Source organism: Natrinema altunense (genome assembly GCF_000731985.1).
Classification (GTDB): domain Archaea; phylum Halobacteriota; class Halobacteria; order Halobacteriales; family Natrialbaceae; genus Natrinema; species Natrinema altunense.
The window spans coordinates 113344-133057 of record NZ_JNCS01000011.1 but is presented as its reverse complement, the minus strand read 5'-3'; the positions used below and the strand labels follow the sequence as shown (position 1 = coordinate 133057).

The window sequence follows — 19714 nt, the reverse complement described above, 5'->3', positions numbered from 1 at the left end:
CGATGAGCGCACCGATCGTCTCGTCGCTGGTGTCCTCGATCGTGCCGACCGGATCGACGTTCTCGAGTTTCGCGTTGATGTCCTCGACGATGGCGTTGATCTCCGCGACCGTGTCGTTACCGCCGTCACCACCGTCATCGATGGTGTAATCGGCGAGGGCTGCGATCTCCTCGACGGCGTCTGCCGCGTTGTTCAGCGCGTCCGCGATCGGCGGAAGCGAGGCGTTCTCGGCAGCCTCTCGTGCTTCCGCGGGCGTGCTGACATCGTACTCGACGCCGGCCTGGGCCTCGATTTCCGCCGTAACCTGCGTGAAGATCTCGTCGATGAGCGCACCGATCGTCTCGTTGCTGGTGTCCTCGATGGTGCTAACCGGATCGACGTTCTCGAGTTGCGCGTTGATGTCCTCGATGATGGCGTTGATCTCCTCGACGGGACCGTCGTCAGGATCGTCATCGGGATCGTCTTCCTCCTCCGTGACGACCTCGCCGTCGGCTTCGCCGCCGACGCCGGCGTCGGCCTCCGTGTTGCGCATGACGACGTTCAGGTCCGTCTCGCTCGATCCGTTAACGCCGTTAACGGTGAGCTTGAGACGGAGGGCGACGTTCTTCTCCGTCGTACTGCTGTCCTCTTCCGCTTTGAAATCTGATGCCGAGAGACCGTCGTGGTCGAGGACGCTCCCCGCGAGTTCCTTCCCGAGGGCGACGTTCGACTGACTGGTGCCGCTCACCTCGGTGGTCGCCTCGTCGATCGTCTCCGTTTCCCCGCCGTGCACTACCTGGAGTTCGACCGTCGCTTCCTCCGGCTCTTCGTCCAACCCTTCGTACCTGAAGCCGACGTTGACCGCTTTTGCACGGATGTCCGTGACGGACCCGTCGTCACTTTCCCCGCTGATACTGGTTCCTCTGAACGTGTAATCCCGGATCTCCGCTGCCGCTGATCCGGAAAGCACCACTGTGGTGCCGATAGCTGCCGTGCCGATACCGCCTGTACTAGCGATGAACTTTCGTCGATTCATGTCTGATCGATGACGCCGTACGACGCCCGGCGCTGGCGGACTCACAGCATTGCCACTCGTCGGTGTCCGACGCTGACCGACCGTTTCGCGACGCGCCTTAATTGCGTGTGAGTGGCGGAACAGACCATGTTTCCAGGTATAAAAATTGCTGATTATAAATTATAAATATTGTACAACTAGTTTTGGATTTATTAAATGAAACGGTCGTTCGATACCGATGACGGACGGCGAGTCGCGTACGGCACCCGTGGACCGGCGGCCGTGACACGGCCGACGACGACGGCGTCACCACGACTCTATAGTAGCCACAGAACGTCACTGCACACCTGACCGCATGACGGCGTTGCGGTCAGTGTCTCAATCGTTTCAGTAGCTACGGTAGTTTGTGACTACTGATGCCACCGGTTCGTGCTTGGTTGCAGCTCCTGGGCCTCCCTCCCGACGGACTTCGACTGTGAGAAACCAGACGGTACCGGGTCTCCGAATGGCCGACTCGGGATACGGCCGTCGCTACTCGGCGTCGAACGAAGGGAGCGGCCGACCGGGCGAGAATCGAACGCCCGATCGGCGTCGATACAAACGAGACTGTGAGTTCGAACGCGGACGCGGCGTTATATGTAGTCGATACTCGGCGGCAGCTCGAGCTTCATGCCCTTGCGTTCGCGGATCTCCATGGTCTTGTCACGCTGGAGCGAGTCGGACATGACCTCGAAGCCGGCGTTCTCCGTGTTCCAGGAGGCACGGCCCTCGGTCGCGGAGCGGATGTCCGAGGCGAAGCCGATCATCTCGCCGACGGGCGCGATGCCCTCGACGACCATCAGGTCGCCTTCCTGGTACATGTCGTCGACGCGGCCACGACGACCCTGAATCTCGCCCGAGGCTGCGCCCATGTGGTCGTTGGGCACGTCGATGCGGACGTCCTGCATCGGCTCGAGCATCTTGATCTTGCCGTCGATCAGCGCCTTGTGGACGGCCTCGCGGGTCGCGGGGATGACCTGTGCCGGGCCGCGGTGGATAGTGTCCTCGTGGAGCCGTGCGTCGTGCAGGCGGATGAGCGTCCCCTGGACCGGCTCGTTTGCCAGCGGACCGTTGTCGAGGGCTTCCTCGAGCCCCTCGATGACGAGTTCCATCGTCTCGTTGAGGTGCTGAATCCCCTTCGTGTCGTCGATGAGGATGTTCGTCCCGTGCATGTGCTCGACGTTCTGGGACGTGTCTTTGTCCATGCCGGCCTCTTGCAGGGCCTCACGGCGGTCCTGCTCGGGCATGTCCATCGAGGCCTCGCCGAGCTGGATCGTCTCGACGATCTCCTGATCCATCGGTTCGATGGAGATGTAGAAGCGGTTGTGGCGGTTCGGCGAGATGCCCTCCACCTGGTCGCTGGCTTGCTGGGGCGCTTCGCGGTAGACGACGATCGGTTCGCCGGTGTTGACCGGAATGCCCTGGTTCTTCTCGATGCGCTGGGTGATGACTTCGAGGTGGAGTTCACCCTGTCCGGAGATCAGGTGTTCGCCGGTGTCCTCGTTGATCTCGATCTGGATCGTCGGGTCCTCCTTGGAGACCTGTCGCAGCGTCTCGATCAGCTTCGGCAGGTCGTCCATGTTCTTCGCCTCGACGGCCTTCGTAATGACCGGCTCGGAGATGTGCTCGATCGACTCGAACGGCGTCATCTCGACGCTCGAGACGGTCGAGCCGGCGATCGCGTCCTTGAGGCCGGTGACGGCGGCGATGTTCCCGGCGGGAACCTCGTCTACTTCCTCGCGTTCCCCGCCCATGTAGACGCCGACGGACTGAATACGGTTCTTGCCCGCGGTCCCGGAGACGTACAGCTCCTGGCCCTTCTCGAGGGTGCCCGAGAAGACGCGGCCACTGGCGACTTCGCCCGCGTGGGGGTCCATCGCGATGTCGGTGACCATCAGGACGACTTCGCCGTCCTCGTCAACCAGACGCATCTGTTCGGCGATGTCGGACTCGTCGTCGCCACGCCAGACGCGCGGGATACGACGGGGCTGGGCGTCGATCGGGTTCGGGAAGTGCTCACAGACCATGTCGAGCACGACGTCCGACAGCGGCGTCCGCTCGTGGAGTTCTTGGCGCTTGTCGGCGCGCTCGAGTTCCATGATCTCGGCGAAGTCCATGCCGGTACGCTGCATCGACGGCATGGAAACGCCCCACTTGTACAGCGCGGAACCGAAGCCGACGGTGCCTTCCTCGACCGAAACGGTCCAGTCGTCGATGTCGTCCATGTCCTCGGTCATCCCGCGGATGAGTTCGTTGACGTCGCGGATGACCGAGAGGAGTCGCTCCTGCATCTCCTCGGGTCCTTCCTGAAGCTCGGAGATGAGGCGGTCGACCTTGTTGATGAACAGGGTCGGCTTGACACCCTCCCGAAGCGCCTGCCGGAGCACCGTCTCGGTCTGGGGCATCGCCCCTTCGACGGCGTCGACGACGACGAGCGCACCGTCGACGGCGCGCATCGCTCGCGTCACGTCGCCACCGAAGTCGACGTGGCCCGGCGTGTCGATGAGGTTGATGAGGTGGTTCTGGTCCTCGTACTCGTGAGTCATCGAAACGTTCGCCGCGTCGATGGTGATCCCGCGTTCCTGCTCGTCTTCTTCGGTGTCCATCGCGAGCTGCTCGCCGGCAGTCTCGTCGGAAATCATGCCGGCACCGGCCAGCAGATTGTCCGTAAGGGTCGTTTTTCCGTGGTCAACGTGAGCGGCGATGGCGATGTTCCGGATGTTCTCCGGGTCGTCCATCAGCCGTTCACACTCCTGGACGATCTTCTTGCGTCGGCCCATATACCCCCCAATACCGCCAGCGGGGTCAAAAGGGTAGTGTTTCGTCGCCGCCGGAATTCGTCGGCTTTCCCCGTCCGAACGCTGTAATATCCAATTTGAGTGAGTGAACGACTCTCATAATTGTACGGATCGGCAGTGCGAGGCCCCACGTCCGGAACCGGACTGCCGTCGGGCGACTGGCCGACGGGTCCGCCGCGCGATTCGCCCCCGTGTAACCGCACACAAGAGTCAAATCCCGCCGGCCTCTTGCTAGGACTACACATGGATATCCGCGTACAGGGACCGGGTCCGACCTCTCCATTCCTCAGCGCCCGCGACCTCTTCGAAACCGAACAGGACCTCTCGCTGCCGGTTCACGTCCGTCTCCGGGACGACCCCGACGAACGGACCTGGGCCGCCCACTACGACGACCACCACGTCCTGAACATCTCGAGACAGGCCGCGTCGTCGGCCATGGCCCGCGAACTCGCGCTCCACGAGTTCGCCCACATGGTCCGCCACGAACAACAACACCCCTCCCACACCCAGTCGACCGAAGAAGTCCTCTACCTCGCGCTAGCCGGCAAGAGCGTCGAACGGCGCAAGCTCTCCCACTGCTATCAGATCGCCAATCACATGAAGGACATCTACGCCGACGACATCACCCTCTCGGTCGGCCCCGGCGAGAAACTGCTGTCCTTCCTCGAGTCCAGCCTCGCGGCGGCGGTCGCCGATCGACCCGAGACGCCGTCCCGCCCGGGGTTCCAGCGACTGTCCGCGAGCGCCGACCCCGAGATCACGGCGGTAAACGCAGCCTTCGCGCTCGCGCTCGCGGAACGACACGACCTCGTCGACGAGGAACACCGGCTGTACGATCTCGCGTACGCGGCCGCGATGGACGCCCCTGAGATCGACTTCGATGGGTTCAAACGTCGCTTCCGCGAGCTGGTTCGGGAACCCGATACGAGCACCTATCGCCAGGTACTCGTCGACGCGACGCGCTCGTACGTCGGCGGAACGAGCCGCGCCGCGGACTGAGCGACCTGCCGTGTATCGGTGAGCGTCCGGCCGAGAGGGTACGACATGAACCCGGCCGGAGAACGGTTCGCTTATTGGAGCCATCGCTCACCACTGCACACCCGCTCGCACGACGGCTGTGCGGGCAGTCTCTCAACCGCTTCAGTCGGTACTAGAGGGAACGAGAAAAACGACCGCAAATCGAATCGATGAGCCGCGTTAGCGGGCGGCTGCCGCGACGCGCTCTTTCTCTTCTTTCTGGCTGACCGCGTAGGTCTGGACGTCGTAGTTGGCCGCGCCGATGAGTTGGTTGGCGATGGCCTCCTCGATGTCCGTGGTGGTCTTGAACGAGTCGTTGTAGACGCCTTCCGCGAGGAACTTCAGCGACTGGTCGACGCGGCGCTGCGGGGCGACGTCGACGGCCTTCGGGACCGAGATACCGCCGTATTTCAGGCGAACGGTCTCCTCTCGGGGGGCCGCGTTCTCGACGGCCGTGACGAGCACCTGAATCGGGCTCTCTTCGGTTCGCTCGTGGATGATGTCGAAGGCGTCACGGACGTAGTTGAGCGTCTTCTGTTTCTTGCCCGTGTTCTCCTCGGTCTGCATCAGCCGATTGATGAACCGCTCGACGATGGAGATCTGGGACTTCTTGAACTGCTTGCCGGCGTGGCGACCCGCGGTGTGAGCGACGGGGGTCACCGTGATGTAGCGCTCGGTCGAGGGGTCGGCGTACTCGAGGTCGCCGAGTTCCCACGTGCCGAAGAGCTTCGCCGAAACGTCCGCGCCACCGGCCGGGGCGTCCGGATCCGGTTGATCTTCTGCCGCCATGATTATCGCACCGGTTTTTCCGCGTTGCCGCGAACGAGTTCCTTCAGGGCGACGCCGTTGACCTTGTCGACCTTGTAGTTGACACCGGAGAGGTCACCCATCGCACGACCCTTGGCCCCACCGATCCCGGCGATGGTGACTTCGTCGTGTTCGTCGATGAACGAAATCGCGCCGTCACCGGGACAGAACGCGGTGACCTGCTTGCCGTTCTTGATCAGCTGGACTCGGACGCACTTCCGGATCGCCGAGTTGGGCTGTTTGGCTTCGATGCCGACCTTTTCGAGTACGATACCGCGGGCCTGGGGCGCACCCTCGAGCGGGTCGGACTTCTCGCGAAGTCCGCGGGCGCGGCGCGCGTAGTCCGAGTCGGACCACCGCTGATTCTGGCGGTCCTTCTTGAGCTTGCGCGCGGCGTATTTGCCGTTTGCCATGGGCGTCGCTATCCGACGAAGGCACTTAAGCGACCCGTTTCGAGTCGGCGTTACGGCGTGAGAGCGGTCGATTGGGGTCGACGAAGGAATCTGAGCGGGTTTCGCTACCGCGTAACAGCTCTCGGGCTGTCCGAGCGGACGGACCGCCCGATATCAGATCGTATAATTAACTAGGAGTTATAAGGTAGGTGGGTCGTATTTTGTATCCGTTATGGCTACAATCGAGACGGTGTTCGTTACGACATCCTGGTTCAAGCGACTCATCGGTGGGTCCGACGACGAGTCTCAGTCCCCTGATGAGTTACCGACGATCGCCGATCGCGTCGGGTTCGATGGCTCGCTCGAGGACGCGGAAGTGATCGGTCGAAGTCCCCTGTCGTACGTCGCCGCGGGTGAATCTATCTCGTCGTTCGTGGGGAAACAGATCACCAACAAACTCGCCGAACACGGACTCGAGAATATCGAACCCGACGAGTGGTACTCGCTCAAGATCCCGCTCGCCATGTTGTACGACATGCGCGACGAGTACGGGTCCTTACGAATGCAGAACATGGGGCAGAACGTCCCCCAGCACGTCGAGTTTCCGCCGGAGCTTTCGGAGGTCGATAACGCGCTCGCGTCGATCGATGAGGCGTATCACCAGAACCACCGCGGCAGCGAAATCGGGTCCTACGAGTTCGAGACGGAAGGCCCGAACGAGGGAGTGATGGTCTGTGAGAACCCCTACCCGTGTGAATTCGACAAGGGCCTCATCAAGGGCGTTGCCAAGAAATTCGCGAACAACCCCGTCGACGTCCAGGAAGTCGGCGACCAGTGTCGCGCGGACGGCGACCAGCACTGTACGTACCACGTCGAGTGGCGCTGATCGCACGCGCCGAACTCATCGACGGCCGTTTTACAGCGATAGCGAGGCGAAAGCCCACCCGTTTACGGGTGGGATGAAGCCGACAACTGGGAATCTCTCTACGCTCGTAGCCACGGCTGGGGTTGGATGCTTGCGTAACATCTTTAGGTGAGGATGTTCTATATACTGACGATGCCTCGTGGGTTCGACAGGGAACGTACCAACGTCCACAAACTCCAGTACCACTTCATCTGGTGTCCAAAGTACCGCAAATCGGTACTAACGGGCGAGGTGCGCGACCGTCTCAAAGCACTCATCGGGGAGAAAGCCGACGAACTCGACTTGGAGATACTGGAGTTGGCGATTCGCCCCGACCACGTACACCTGTTCATCACGGGCGACCCGACGCTCGCCCCGAACAAAATCATGCAACAGGTCAAGGGCTACTCGTCGCGCCGACTTCGGGACGAGTTCGATTTCAGCTTGCCGTCGCTGTGGACGCGCTCGTACTTCGTCTCAAGCGCGGGCGACGTGTCCAGCGAAGTCATCGAGGAGTACATCGATGCCCAAGCAGGTGAATAGTCATGCAACGGAACGTCTCGACCACGGTGCGAGTCAAACTCCACTCGCTGACCAACAGGAAAACCGACCTGCTCGCCCGCGAGCACGAGGCGTTCCAGACGGCGGTTCACGGCGGAGACGCCGACCTCTACTCCGCGACAGACCAGCAGGCGTCGAAAGTCCAGCGACAGAAAGACCCGAACCCCGACACCGAACAACCCGTCGTCCTCCGCAACGACGTGTTCAACGTGTCTCACGACGAAGACACCGTTCTCTCGTCGTGGTGGGTGAAAGTCCCCGTCTACGACCCCGAGCAGGGACGGGGCAACTCTATTTGGTGTCCTGCCCACGTCCCGTACAAGGACGAACAACTCGTCCGTGAGGGCGATATTCGAGATAGTGAGTTAGTGCGCCGTGACGGTGACTGGTACGTGCATCTCGTCGTCAAGCGGTCTGTGACCGTTCAAGACGAGTACGACGACGTGCTGGCTATCGACATGGGCGCACGATGGGTCGCTACCAGCGCGTTTCTCACCGACCGCAAAACCACCTTCTACGGCGAGGAAGTCCGCCGTATCCGTGAACACTACAAGCAACTGCGGAAGTCCATCGGGAAGGCGAAACCCCGACAGGGACAGCAAGTGGTCGAGCGTATCGGTGACGCCGAGGCACGGAAGGTGGACGGCCGTCTCCACAAGATTGCTCGCCAAATCGTGGAAGACGCTGAAGAACGGAACGCGGTCATCGTCGTGGGCGACCTCGGCAGGATTCGTAAGGACAACGACAAGGGGCGGTACGTCAACGACAAGACCCACAAGATGCCGTTCGCCCGCCTGCTCAACTACATCGAATACAAAGCCCACGACGCGGGTATCGACGTGCAATTGGTCGATGAATACGACACGTCGAAGACGTGCAATCGGTGCGCCTGCGAGAGCGTCCGTGAGACGCAGGGACGCTTCGAGTGTCCCGAATGTGGGCTGGACGACAACGCCGACAAGAATGGTGCGCTGAATATCGGCAAACGAGCCTTGGGCAAGTTCTCGAAACCGCTGTCCGAGGCGGGGGCTGTACTGGCACAGCCCGAAACGCAGGTCATCGTCCACCGTGACGACGAACCTGCGAACCTCTCCGTTTCCGTGGGTTCAACCCCCAGTGGGGGAACCCCACGGCTTTAGCGTGGGAGGATGTCAGCTCCTCCTAGAGAGTCGACCGAGTCAGTACGGATACTCGCGAGGCTCGCGCTGGATCGAGATCCACTTCAGCGTCGTCAGGGTATCCATGATCCACTCGTCGTTGTACCGCCCGAGTCCCGACGCGCCGACGCCGCCGAACGCGACGTGCGGTTCGTCATTCAACGGCTGGTCGTTGATGTGGACCATACCCGTCTCCATCGCGTCGGCCACGTCACGCGCACGAGCCACGTCCGTCGAGTGTACCGAGCCCGACAGGCCGTACTCGGTGTCGTTGACGATCTCGATCGCCTCCTCGTCGGTCTCGAAGGGGATGACGGGCGCGACCGGTCCGAAATGCTCATTACAGGCGACCGGCATGTCGCCGGTGACGCCCGACAGCACCGTGGGTTCGATGAACAGCCCGTCGTGGCCGCCACCAGCCTCGACCGTCGCACCGTTCGCGACCGATTCCTCGAGGAAGCCGACGATCTTGTCCCGTTGACTCTCGTTGATGACCGGGCCGACCAGGGTTCCCTCCTCGCGCGGATCACCGATAGGGAGTTGCTCGGCGCGGTCGGCCAGCCCCGCGACGTACTCGTCGTACAGCGACTCGTGAACCACGTGGCGGTTGATCGAGATACACTCCTGTCCCTGATGGGTGAACGACCCGAACGCACCGGCGTCGATCGCACGCTCTAAGTCGGCATCCGGGAGGACGACATGGGCGTTGTTCCCCCCCAACTCGAGGGCCGGCTCCGTGTACGCGCCGACGGCGCGCTGGCCGACGCCCCGTCCGACTTCCGAGGAGCCGGTAAACGACATCACCGACGGCACCGGGTGGCCCGAGAAGTGGTCGCCGATCTCGTGGCCGTAGCCGGGGACGACGTTCAGGACGCCGTCCGGGAGTCCGGCCTCCTCGAAGACCCGTGCGAGCACGAGCCCGCCCGTCAACGGGGTGTGCTCGTCCGGCTTGAGGACCACGCTGTTCCCCAGCGCGATGGCTGGCGCGACGACTCGGCTGGTGAGATACAGCGGGAAGTTCCACGGCGTGATGACGCCGACGACGCCAGCCGGTTCGCGCACGAGCAGGTTCTCCTTGCCGGGCGTCACCGAGTCCTTCCGGCGGCCGCCGTCGCGCATCGCCAGTCCGGCACCGACCTCCATCGTGCCCTGTGCGAGCTGAGTCTCGAAATCGGCTTTCAGCTCGACGCCGCCGCACTCGACGGCGAACAGCCACTCGAGGTCGTCGGCGTACTCGCCCAGCAGCGCGCATGCGTCGGAGACGATCGCGGCGCGCTCCTGTGGCGGTCGCTGGCCCCACGCCGATTGTGCCTCCTCCGCGATCGCGTACGCCTCGTCGACGTCGTCCTCGGTCGCCGACGGCACCGCCGTCAGCGCCGTCCGTGTCGCGGGGTTTTCGACGTCGATCAGGTCCCGGTCACCGGCGGGTACCCACTCGCCGTCGAGGAACAGGGCGTTCCACCCGTTCTCCGGCGCGATATCGAGTTCGTCAACGTCTCGTCCATCGGCGGATCGCGTACTCGTATCCGTCATACGGCTCCCTCTATCGGTGGAATTTGTTTATTGGTTTGGGTATGACATTCGCGATCGATAACTACTGATAGCTATCCGTAGGGCACATGAACGGGCCGAACGTGCGACCGGTTGCGTCCCGGAATCCGCACACACATAACTAATTTGAATAGAAATGCGCGATGAGTCCGCGCGTCCCGACACGAACTGGAGAAGAGAACAGCGGCTGAGTCAACTGGGAGTCCGTACGGATTCGTCGATACGAACCCGATCCGTCCCGGTCACCGGATGCGATCCGGTCGACCGGCGGCGAATTTGTCCCACCGGGCGGCACGAGACGCCGACTCGAGATCAGATGAGCTGTACGTCGTCGATTCCGAAATGCCGATCCGCAAGCTGCCGTGCGGCGTCGATCGTCCGCCCGTCCGTCCCGATCGCGATGCCGTGATCGGCCTCCGCGACCTCGACGTAGGCGACGGTGTCGTTGTTCTCGCTGACCGTGACGTTGTAGACTGCCGCGGGCGCGAGGACGTTCGCGACGAACGTCTCGGGCGTGTCCGCGTCCTCGACGAGGCGGACCTTCGCGTCGACCCGTTCTTCGAACTGCGTTACGGTTCGGCCGCCGGGGCCGATCGCTTCGCCCATCCCGCCGCTGGCGACGACGATCAGGAGCCGATCACCGCCCTCGGTGACGAGACAATCACGGCCGTCAACGCCCGTCACGTCCTCGAACGCGGCGAGATACTGCCGGGCGTCGTCATCGAGGGTTACACCCATCGATCAGTCTGCCTGACCGCTGCCGGAGGTGGTCGATCCCATCCGAAGATCGACGTCGCCGGTGCCGAGCTTGATCGGCTTGCCGACGATGACGTTCTCCGTGACGCCGTCGAGTTCGTCGACTTCGCCGTGGATCGCGGCGTTGAGCAGGTGGTTGACCGTCACCTCGAACGCCGCGCGGGCGAGGACGGATTCCTTCGATCCCGAAATCCCGTGCCGACCGATCGACTCGATCTCGCCGCGGTTCGTCATCATGTCGGCGACGAGCATCAGGTGCCGGACGTTCACGTCGTCCAGCCCCTGCTCGGCGAGCGTGTTGTTCGTCTCCTCGATGATCGCCTCGCGGGCGGCTTCGATACCGAGGTTGCGGTGGATCTCGTGGATGTTGTTACACGTCGTCCGGGAGGCGTCGACGCCCTCGATCTCGAGGACATCGCCGAAGGCCGACCCCTCGGTGTAGAGGACGAACTCCTCGGTGCCGGTCTCGAGTTCCTCGCGACGGATGACGACCCGCGAGACCTCTTCGATCCCCTTGAACGTGATGTCCCGCAGTTCCTCGACGAGTTGGAGGAGATCGCGGTAGGACGGTTCCTCGGGCCCGAACTCGATCTGGGTGCCCTGCTGGACCGTCTTCACGCCGAGCGAATCCTCGATGATGCCGGCGACTTCTTCGGCCGTGATCAGCCGTTCCTGCAGCGTGTCCTCGTTGAGCGAGATCTGAACGCGCATGTCCGCGACGTTCGTCGACACGTCGCCCAGCGCGAGGATCTGCGTCGCCTCGATGTTCCAGACGACCTCGTGGGCTTTCTCCCGCTCCGTCGCGTACTCGTCCTCGAGGTAGACGGTCATCATCGGCGTGTCCGGGGTTTTCCGGGCGTCGACCAGCTCGATCAGCCGGGGCAGCCCCTGGGTCACGTCGATTTCGGCGACCCCCGCGTAGTGGAACGTGTTCATCGTCAGCTGGGTGCCGGGTTCGCCGATCGACTGCGCCGAGACCGTCCCGACGGGATCGAGGGGCTCGACGCGGGTGTCGAGATAGCGGGTCTCGACGGCCTTCGCGAGTTCGTCGGCCTCCTCGACCGTCGCGCCCTCGCGGGCCTCGAGCGTCTCGTAGACCTCGTCTTTGAGCCGCCGCGGGAGATCAGTGTCCTCGACGACCGCGATCGTGTCGTCGTCGACATCGTATGCAACGTCAGTCATCGGAGGTCACCTCCGTTCCCTCGGCGAGTCGGTCGTCGGCGTGTTCCGAGAGGTTGGTCGGCCGCGGTTTGGAGCCGAGGAACTCCTGGCGTTCCTCCGCGGATTCGAACTCGGAGTCGAGCACGCGGTCGGCGATGTGCTCGACGTCGATATCGTTGTCCTCGTCGGACGAGACCTTGACCGGCGAGGTACCGTCCTCGCCGAACTCGAACTGGACGATCGTGTCCGAGGTGTCCCGGACCGTCCCGTCGTACTGGGTCTCGAGTTCCGAGAGGGCGTTGATCAGCCGCCGCTGCAGGTACCCCGACTTCGACGTCCGGACTGCGGTGTCGACCAGGCCCTCGCGGCCGCCCATCGCGTGGAAGAAGAACTCCCGCGGGGTCAGGCCGCTGGTGTAGGAGTTCTCGACGAAGCCGTGGGCCTCGGCCGAGAGATCGTTCGGTTCGTAGTGCGAGAGGGTCCGATCCTCGTAGCCGCGGTTGATCCGCTCGCCCCGAACCGCCTGCTGGCCGACCGCGCCGGCCATCTGGGTCAGGTTGAGCATCGAGCCACGCGCACCGGAGTTGGCCATGACGACGGCGGGGTTGTCGTCCTGGAAGTGTTCGTCCGCGATGTTCCCTGCATTGTCACGCGCACGCGAGAGCGTCTGCATGATCTTCATCTCGAGGGTCTCGTCGATCGTTCGCCCCGGGAGACTCTCGAGTTCGCCGCGCTCGTAGGCCTCGATGAGTTCCTCGACGCGGTCGTTGGCGTCCACGATGGTCTCGTCGATGCGCGATTGGGCCTCCTCGGGGATGGTCTCGTCGTCGATCCCGATCGAGAACCCGAAGTGCATGATGGCACGCATCGCCAGCGTCGAGACCTCGTTGACGAAGATCCGGGCGCGGGTATTTCCGTACACCTTCGTGATCGTGTCGACGATCTCGCCGCCGAACTCGCCGACCTCGTCCTCGGCGATGGTTCCCTGGAGCAACTGGCCGTCCTCGATGACGACCTCGTCGCCGATGGTCCCCGTGAACTCGAGGTCGAGATCGTCGGGCAGCAGTTCGGAGAAGACGTCGTAGCCGGTCCAGAACGGCGTTCCCTCGTCGTCGATGCCGCTGGGTTCGGGGAGTTCGTCGATCCGGGTGGCACGGAGCAGGTCGAGCGCCTGCGTCTCGTTGAATCGAGGGTTGTCGTGTGTCAGGAGGTACATCCCGGAGATGTGGTCCTGAATGGCCCCGATGATGTTCTCGCCGAACCGGGGGGAGAGCATCTGTTCTTGGACACGCATGAGGACGCGCGCTTCGGCGCGGGCCTCCTCGTTTTGCAGCGCGTGCATGTTCATCTCGTCGCCGTCGAAGTCGGCGTTGTACGGCGGACAGACGACAGTGTTCAGCCGGAACGTCTTGTACGGCATGACCACGACCTCGTGGGCCATGATCGACATCCGGTGGAGCGACGGCTGGCGGTTGAAGATGACGATATCGCCGTCGATGAGGTGGCGGTTGACCTCCCAACCGGCCTCGACCTTCTCGGCGAGCTGTTCGCAGTTCTTCTCAGTCACCTTCAGCCGGCGGCCGTCGGGACGACGAACGTAGTTCGCACCGGGATGTCCCTCCGGACCGTTCGAGACGAACCGCCGGGCGTCCTCGACGTTGCGTTCGGTGACGTTCATCGTCTGGGTCATCTCCTTTGCCACGCGGTCCGGAACGCCGACCTCGTTCAGCGAGAGCGTCGGGTCCGGCGAGATCACGGTCCGTGCCGAGAAGTTCACGCGCTTTCCGGACAGCGAACCCCGGAAGCGCCCTTCCTTGCCCTTGAGGCGCTGAGACAGGGTTTTCAGGGGCCGACCGGAGCGGTGGCGCGCCGGCGGCGTGCCCGAGATCTCGTTGTCCATGAACGTCGTGACGTGGTACTGCAGGAGTTCCCAGAGGTCCTCGATGATCAGCTGGGGCGCACCGGCCTCGCGGTTCTCCATGAACCGCTGGTTGATCCGGATGATGTCGACCAGCTTGTGCGTGAGGTCGTCCTCCGAGCGCTGGCCGTTGTCCAGCGTGATCGACGGCCGCGCGGTGACCGGCGGCACCGGGAGGACGGTGAGGATCATCCACTCGGGACGCGACCGGTCAGGATTGATCCCGAGTACTTCGATATCCTCGTCCGGGATGTTCTCGAACCAGTCCCGGATGTCGCTGGGCATCAGCTTGTTCGTGTCCTCCTCGGTGAGATCGATGTCGAGGGCCTTCTCGATCGCCTTCCGCTGACTCTCCCGCGGGCGGAACGAGCCGGACAGGATCTCGTTGACTCGAGTGAGTTCGATCTCGGTCTGCTCGGCGAGTTCGTCCGGCGTCGTCCGCTCGACGCCTTCCTCCTCGTCGCCCTGCATCGCGCCGGCGATGCGCTGGGAGTACTCGCTGGTCAGGACCTGCTGGACCTCGTAGTAGGTCGTCGGCTTCTCGTGGTCGATATCGTACTGGATTTCGCCACAGAACGGACACCGGTCCTTCTTGCGGGCCTGTCGGATCGCGGCCTTGGTCACGTCGTTCAGATCCCGGCTCAGTTTTCGGGATTCGTCGAGTTGGTCCCGGAACTCGTCGCGCTCGTCCTCGGTGAGGAGGAGCTTCGAACACTCCCGGCAGGTCCCACGAAGGAGCCGCCGGATGAGTTTCGTAAAGCCGACGTGGATCACGGGCGCGGCCAGTTCGATGTGGCCGAAGTGGCCGTTACAGGAGCCGGAGTGTTTGCCGCAGGTCTTGCACTCGAGGCCGGGATCGATCACGCCCAGACGGGGGTCCATCAGTCCCATGTCGATGGGGAACCCGTCGTCGTCGTAGGTGTCGGCAGTGATGATCTTCGTCGCGCTCATCTCCCGGTACTCCTCGGGCTCCATGAGCCCGAAGGAGAGCGAACCGATGTCTTTGGGTGTCGTGTCTTGCATGGGTTATACGGCGTCCTCCAGTTCGAGTCGCGGTGCGATACCCAGCGCCTTCATCTCGTCCAAGAGGAGCTTGAACGCGTAGCTCATCTCGATCTCGTGGATATCGGTCTCCTCGTCGCAGTTCGGACAGTAGACACGCCGTTGTTCGACGTTTTCGACCGCGCTCATCCCGCAGTTCGCACAGACGTGGATGAACTCGCGGTCGGACTCGTCGAGGAGTCGTTCCTTCAGCGTCATGGCCGCCCCGTGGCCGATGAACACGTCGCGTTCCATCTCCCCGATACGGAGGCCACCCTCGCGGGCGCGCCCCTCCGTCGGCTGTCGGGTCAGCACCTGCACCGGCCCGCGCGAGCGGGCGTGCAGTTTGTTCGAGACCATGTGGTAGAGTTTCTGGTAGAAGATCACGCCGACGAAGATCTCGGCCTCGATCTTCTCGCCGGAGATCCCGGAGTACATCGTCTCCTTGCCCGCCGAGTCGAAGCCGGCATCCTCGAGTCCCTGGCGGAGCTCGTCCTCGTCCTCGCCGAGGAACGGCGTCCCGTCGACACGGCGACCCTCCATCGAGCCGAGTTTGCCGCCGATCATCTCGAGGATGTGACCGACGGTCATCCGCGAGGGCAGCGCGTGCGGGTTCAGGACGAGGTCGGGGACGACGCCCTCCTCGGTGAAGGGCATGTCCTCCTGTGGCGCGAGGTGGCCGACGACACCCTTCTGGCCGTGGCGGCTGGCGAACTTGTCCCCGAGTTCGGGGATCCGCTCGTCGCGCACCGAGACCTTCGAGAGTTTCGAGCCGTCCTCACCTTCCATGAGGGTAACGGTGTCGACGATCCCGGATTCGCCCGATCGCATGGTGACCGAGGTCTCCCGGCGTTTCTGGGGCGACAGGCCACCCATGTCGTCGGGTTCCTCGAGGAACCGCGGCGGCGACGTCTTCCCGAGCAGGACGGAGTTCTCGTCGACCGTCGTCTCGGGGTTGACGAGGCCGTCCTCGTCCAGGTGGTTGTACGCTTCCTCACCGCGGGCACCGCGGACGTCCTGCGACGGAATCTCGAAGCGGTCCTCCTGGCCGCCCGGATATCGGCGTTCCTCGCCCTCGTAGGTCCGGAAGAAGTGTGAGCGCGCGAGCGCGCGCTCGACGCTGGCCTTGTTCATGACCAGCGCGTCCTCGATGTTGAACCCCTCGTAGCTCATCACGGCGACGACGAAGTTCTGGGCCGCCGGCCGCTCGTCGTAGCCGATCTGCTCGGTCGTCTGGGTCTTGACCATCGAGAGCTGCGGGTAGTGCAGCAGGTGCTGGCGCGTGTCCGGCCGAATGCGGTAGTTCGCGCTCGGCAGCCCCAGCGACTGCTTGATCATCCCCGCTCCCATGGTAATACGGGGGCTGGCGTTGTGCTCGGGGTAGGGGATCATCCCCGCACCGATCGAGAAGATCAGCGACGGGTCGATCTCGAGGTGGGTGTGCTTTTCGGTCAGGTCGTCCTCGTCGACGGCGACGAGGATGTCCTCCTCCTCCTCGGCGTCGATGAACTCGATGTAGCCGTGATCGACGAGATCCTCGAACTCGAGGTCGCCGTCCTGCAGCGCCTCGACTTCCTGCTGGGAGATGCGCGGTTCGCCGTCCTCGACGACCAGCAGGGGTCGTCGGGCACGGCCCGCATCGGCGTTGACGATGACTTCGCGGGTGCGCTCTTTGACCGAGACGTTGACCATCTCGCTGACGTCGCCGATGCGTCGCGCTTCGCGGATCTGTTCTGCGAGTTCGTGCGGATCGGGATGGGTCCCCACCAGCGATCCGTTGACGTAGACTTTCGCCTCTCGTTGTTGGCTGCTCATGATTTAGTCGTCCCCTGACGCTGCCGTTCGTTCGATCCCTTCGAGGCCGGGAATGCCCTCGACCCCCATGGATGCCAGTTCGCGTTTGAGTTCCTGTTCGTCCTCGACGTTCTGGGAGAGCTCCATCGACTGCGCGAAGTTCTTCACCAGCCCACAGTTCGGCCCCTCCGGCGTCTCGGAGGGTCCGATGCGACCCCACTGGGTCGCGTGCAAGTCCCGCGCTTCGAAGTGCGGCTGCGAGCGCGAAAGCGGGCTGCGGAGTCGGCGCAGGTGCGAGAGGACGCCCATGAAGTCGGTTCGGTCGACCAGCTGGCTCACGCCGGAGCGGCCGCCGACCCAGTTGCCCGTCGCGATCGGGTGCTCGAGTCGCTCGGTCAGGACGTCCGATCGGACGACCGTGTTCACCGAGAGCTGTCGGTTGCGCATGTTGGCGCGCTCGAGCTGGTACTTGACGTCCCGGGCCAGCTTGTTCAGCGCGGTCCGGAACAGGTCTTTCATCAGGTCGCCGCTGACCTTCAGTCGCTTGTTCGCGTAGTGGTCCTTGTCGTCGGACTCGCGCCGGCCGAGCGCGAGTTCGAAACAGGCCTCGGCCATCCGACAGAGGTAGTGGGCCTTGTTGATCCGAACGTCTTCCTCCTCGACGCCGTCCTCGTGGAGGTGCGGCAGGAGGTAGCGGTCGATGACGTAATTCGCCCGCTTGAGCTGGTAGTTTTTCCCCTGGCCCGAGGCGACGCGTTTGCCCAGTTCCTCGATGGCTTCCTCTTCGGTTTGGACCTCCGCTTCCTCTAGGTTCTCCAGCATGTACTTGACGACCTCGGGGTCGTTCGAGACCTTGTGGACGATCTCCTCGTCCGACTCGAGGCCCAGCGCACGCACGAGCGTCACGAAGTTGATCGAGCCCGACACCGAGGGGAACGACACCTCGAGCAATCCCTCGCGGTTCCGTTCGCACAACACGAGGGCGCGGTAGCCACGGCGCTGCGAGAACGTCTTGGCGACCTGAATCTCGTCGCCGTACTTGCTGTCGTATTCGGCGAGGATCTTGTTCGGTGCGAGGTCCTCGCTGGTCATCAGCACCCGCTCGGAGCCGTTGACGATGAAGTATCCGCCCGGGTCCGCGGGGTCCTCGCCGATCTCGATCAGTTCCTCGTCCGAGAAGCCGGCGATATTACACTTGTCGGAGCCGACCATGATCGGCATCCGGCCGATCTTCGTCTCGGTCGAGTCGACGACACGCTGGTCGCCTTCCTCGCCTTTGACGATCGACATCTCCATGAAGACCGGCGCCGAGTACGTGATGTTCCGAAGGCGTGCCTCCTGTGGATAGAGCAGTTCTTCGGAACCGTCCGCCTCGCGGACGCGCGGTGTGACGACGCGGACGTCGCCCAGTTCGACGTGGACCGGCTCCTCGCCTTCCTTGTCGCCGATATCCGTATCGATCGTCGCCTTCTCGTCGACGACCTCCTGCATCCCTCGGTTGAGGAAGGCGTTGAACGAGCGGTAGTGGTGTTCGGCGATCCGTTCCTTCGAGAAATATTCGCGCGAAATCTCTCGTCGTTTGTCGCGGTTGAGTTCCATTGCCATTTATTCTACCACGAGTCGGTATACGATCGACTGATCGGTCGTCCGCGAGTCGCGAACGATCTTGATGACGTCACCGATCTCCGCCTCGTCCGGCAGGGCGGGATCGTTGCGCTTGATCTTCGGTAAATCTGTACGATCGATGTTGTATTCCTCGAGCACGTCCTCGAGGGCCTCTTCCTCGAGAACGGTGTGCTCCGGAACGAGTTCGTGTTGGCTTACGTCTACCATGTATTGGGTTGGGTGTGCGTGTCGGCTATTGGGAGAGAAGCGGCTGTCACGAGATACTACAGGCAAGTAGCGGCGGGAGGCATTTAACCGTTACTAACTCGACGCACAAGCAGTGCTACCCGGCCGGTCGACCGAACCGGAGCCGTCGATCACACTCGAGAGTACCCGGTTATCAGTTATATTCCTTGTGGGTCATGCGGTGTGGTATCACGAGTTGGGTCGTATTCCGTACTCGAGCGCGGAATCGTGGCGCGACTGACCGTACCACACGGCGTTTGATTGAAAAGCCTTAATGCCGTGACCGGGAAAGGGAGAGTTGCAGGTGGCCCGGGTGGTGTAGTGGCCCATCATACAACCCTGTCACGGTTGTGACGCGGGTTCAAATCCCGCCTCGGGCGCTTCTTCCGCGACCAACTCCGACGAGCACCGCGTCGCGTGTCCTCAACCGATCGACTCACCGTCCGCCAGTACAGTTAAATCACGTTTTAGACAGAATCGACTCACCGAAGAGATTGCCGGCCGTTAGCACGGCGGTCGTCTCATGGATGGCGTTTCTGTCATCGGAGATTACAAACGACTGCAGAGCAAAACCCTTAATACCATCAGCGGGAAAGCAGGAGTTGCAGGTGGCCCGGGTGGTGTAGTGGCCCATCATACAACCCTGTCACGGTTGTGACGCGGGTTCAAATCCCGCCTCGGGCGCTTCTTCCGCGACCAACTTCGACGAGCATCGCGTCACGCGTATTCGGTATCCGTGAACGGAAACGGCGAAATGTGGGATTCGAACCAGGGAGTGAAGCGAACACAGTGAGCGACACGACCGTGGTTCAAATCCCGCCTCGGGCGCTTCTTCCGCGACTAATTCCGACGAGCACCGCGTCGCACGTCCTCGTCACCCGTGTGCGAAAACTCCGAACCGAAGGTCGGCCTCTTAGCCGTCACCGCACACTTGCTCCCCCGACAGCCGTGCGAGCAATGTGTGACTCGGAGT

General features: G+C 63.0%; 14 protein-coding genes, 2 tRNA genes and 1 pseudogene. 6 read left to right on the top strand and 11 right to left on the bottom strand.

Translation table 11 applies throughout. From position 1 onward, the window contains the following. Positions 1-1015 (bottom strand): annotated as a pseudogene (locus tag ALTAJ2_RS16295) (hypothetical protein); the annotation flags it as partial. Positions 1016-1626: 611 nt separating this feature from the next. Then, positions 1627-3813, bottom strand: a complete 2187-nt coding sequence (locus tag ALTAJ2_RS16290; protein WP_007110269.1) for an elongation factor EF-2 — start codon at positions 3811-3813, stop codon at positions 1627-1629. Between the two features lie 261 nt (positions 3814-4074). On the opposite strand from ALTAJ2_RS16290, the gene ALTAJ2_RS16285 reads away from it, so the two are divergent. Beyond that, complete coding sequence (locus ALTAJ2_RS16285; RefSeq protein WP_007110268.1) at positions 4075-4830, top strand: DUF5781 family protein; 756 nt, start codon at positions 4075-4077, stop codon at positions 4828-4830. Between the two features lie 198 nt (positions 4831-5028). On the opposite strand, the gene ALTAJ2_RS16280 is transcribed toward ALTAJ2_RS16285, so the two are convergent. Then, the gene (locus ALTAJ2_RS16280) at positions 5029-5637 is read right to left on the bottom strand and encodes a 30S ribosomal protein S7 (RefSeq protein WP_007110267.1); all 609 of its coding nucleotides are present in this window, start codon (positions 5635-5637) and stop codon (positions 5029-5031) included. 2 nt (positions 5638-5639) lie between these two features. Beyond that, complete coding sequence (locus tag ALTAJ2_RS16275; RefSeq protein ID WP_004267302.1) at positions 5640-6068, bottom strand: 30S ribosomal protein S12; 429 nt, start codon at positions 6066-6068, stop codon at positions 5640-5642. A 211-nt stretch (positions 6069-6279) separates the two neighbouring features. On the opposite strand from ALTAJ2_RS16275, the gene ALTAJ2_RS16270 reads away from it, so the two are divergent. The 3 genes from ALTAJ2_RS16270 (at position 6280) to ALTAJ2_RS16260 (ending at position 8651) form a co-directional block, all read left to right on the top strand. Further along, on the top strand, positions 6280-6933 hold the full coding sequence (locus ALTAJ2_RS16270) for a 4-vinyl reductase (RefSeq protein WP_007110266.1): 654 nt from the start codon (positions 6280-6282) through the stop codon (positions 6931-6933). A 171-nt stretch (positions 6934-7104) separates the two neighbouring features. Beyond that, the gene (tnpA, locus tag ALTAJ2_RS16265) at positions 7105-7494 is read left to right on the top strand and encodes an IS200/IS605 family transposase (protein ID WP_049900779.1); all 390 of its coding nucleotides are present in this window, start codon (positions 7105-7107) and stop codon (positions 7492-7494) included. A 2-nt stretch (positions 7495-7496) separates the two neighbouring features. After that, complete coding sequence (locus ALTAJ2_RS16260; RefSeq protein WP_007110264.1) at positions 7497-8651, top strand: RNA-guided endonuclease InsQ/TnpB family protein; 1155 nt, start codon at positions 7497-7499, stop codon at positions 8649-8651. A gap of 39 nt (positions 8652-8690) precedes the next feature. On the opposite strand, the gene ALTAJ2_RS16255 is transcribed toward ALTAJ2_RS16260, so the two are convergent. From ALTAJ2_RS16255 to ALTAJ2_RS16225, 7 genes are all read right to left on the bottom strand, one after another. Continuing rightward, positions 8691-10202: an aldehyde dehydrogenase family protein gene (locus ALTAJ2_RS16255; protein WP_007110263.1), complete on the bottom strand. Its 1512-nt coding sequence runs from the start codon at positions 10200-10202 to the stop codon at positions 8691-8693. Between the two features lie 330 nt (positions 10203-10532). After that, the gene (locus tag ALTAJ2_RS16250) at positions 10533-10958 is read right to left on the bottom strand and encodes a NusA-like transcription termination signal-binding factor (protein ID WP_007110262.1); all 426 of its coding nucleotides are present in this window, start codon (positions 10956-10958) and stop codon (positions 10533-10535) included. Between the two features lie 3 nt (positions 10959-10961). Beyond that, positions 10962-12158, bottom strand: a complete 1197-nt coding sequence (rpoA2, locus tag ALTAJ2_RS16245) for a DNA-directed RNA polymerase subunit A'' (RefSeq protein ID WP_007110261.1) — start codon at positions 12156-12158, stop codon at positions 10962-10964. Continuing rightward, positions 12151-15078, bottom strand: coding sequence for a DNA-directed RNA polymerase subunit A' (locus ALTAJ2_RS16240; protein ID WP_007110260.1), 2928 nt, complete (start codon positions 15076-15078; stop codon positions 12151-12153). Before ALTAJ2_RS16240 ends, rpoA2 begins: the two co-directional genes overlap by 8 nt. 3 nt (positions 15079-15081) lie before the next feature. Then, positions 15082-16911, bottom strand: coding sequence for a DNA-directed RNA polymerase subunit B (gene rpoB, locus ALTAJ2_RS16235; RefSeq protein WP_007110259.1), 1830 nt, complete (start codon positions 16909-16911; stop codon positions 15082-15084). 3 nt (positions 16912-16914) lie between these two features. Beyond that, positions 16915-18495 carry a DNA-directed RNA polymerase subunit B'' gene (locus ALTAJ2_RS16230; protein WP_049900743.1) on the bottom strand — a complete coding sequence of 527 codons (1581 nt, stop codon included), beginning with the start codon at positions 18493-18495 and terminating at the stop codon, positions 16915-16917. Then, positions 18496-18723, bottom strand: a complete 228-nt coding sequence (locus ALTAJ2_RS16225) for a DNA-directed RNA polymerase subunit H (RefSeq protein ID WP_006184006.1) — start codon at positions 18721-18723, stop codon at positions 18496-18498. Between the two features lie 325 nt (positions 18724-19048). On the opposite strand from ALTAJ2_RS16225, the gene ALTAJ2_RS16220 reads away from it, so the two are divergent. Both ALTAJ2_RS16220 and ALTAJ2_RS16215 read left to right on the top strand, forming a co-directional pair. Then, positions 19049-19121 (top strand) — tRNA-Asp (locus ALTAJ2_RS16220). A 231-nt stretch (positions 19122-19352) separates the two neighbouring features. Next, a tRNA-Asp gene (locus tag ALTAJ2_RS16215) sits at positions 19353-19425 on the top strand. The last annotated feature ends 289 nt before the right edge of the window (positions 19426-19714 follow it).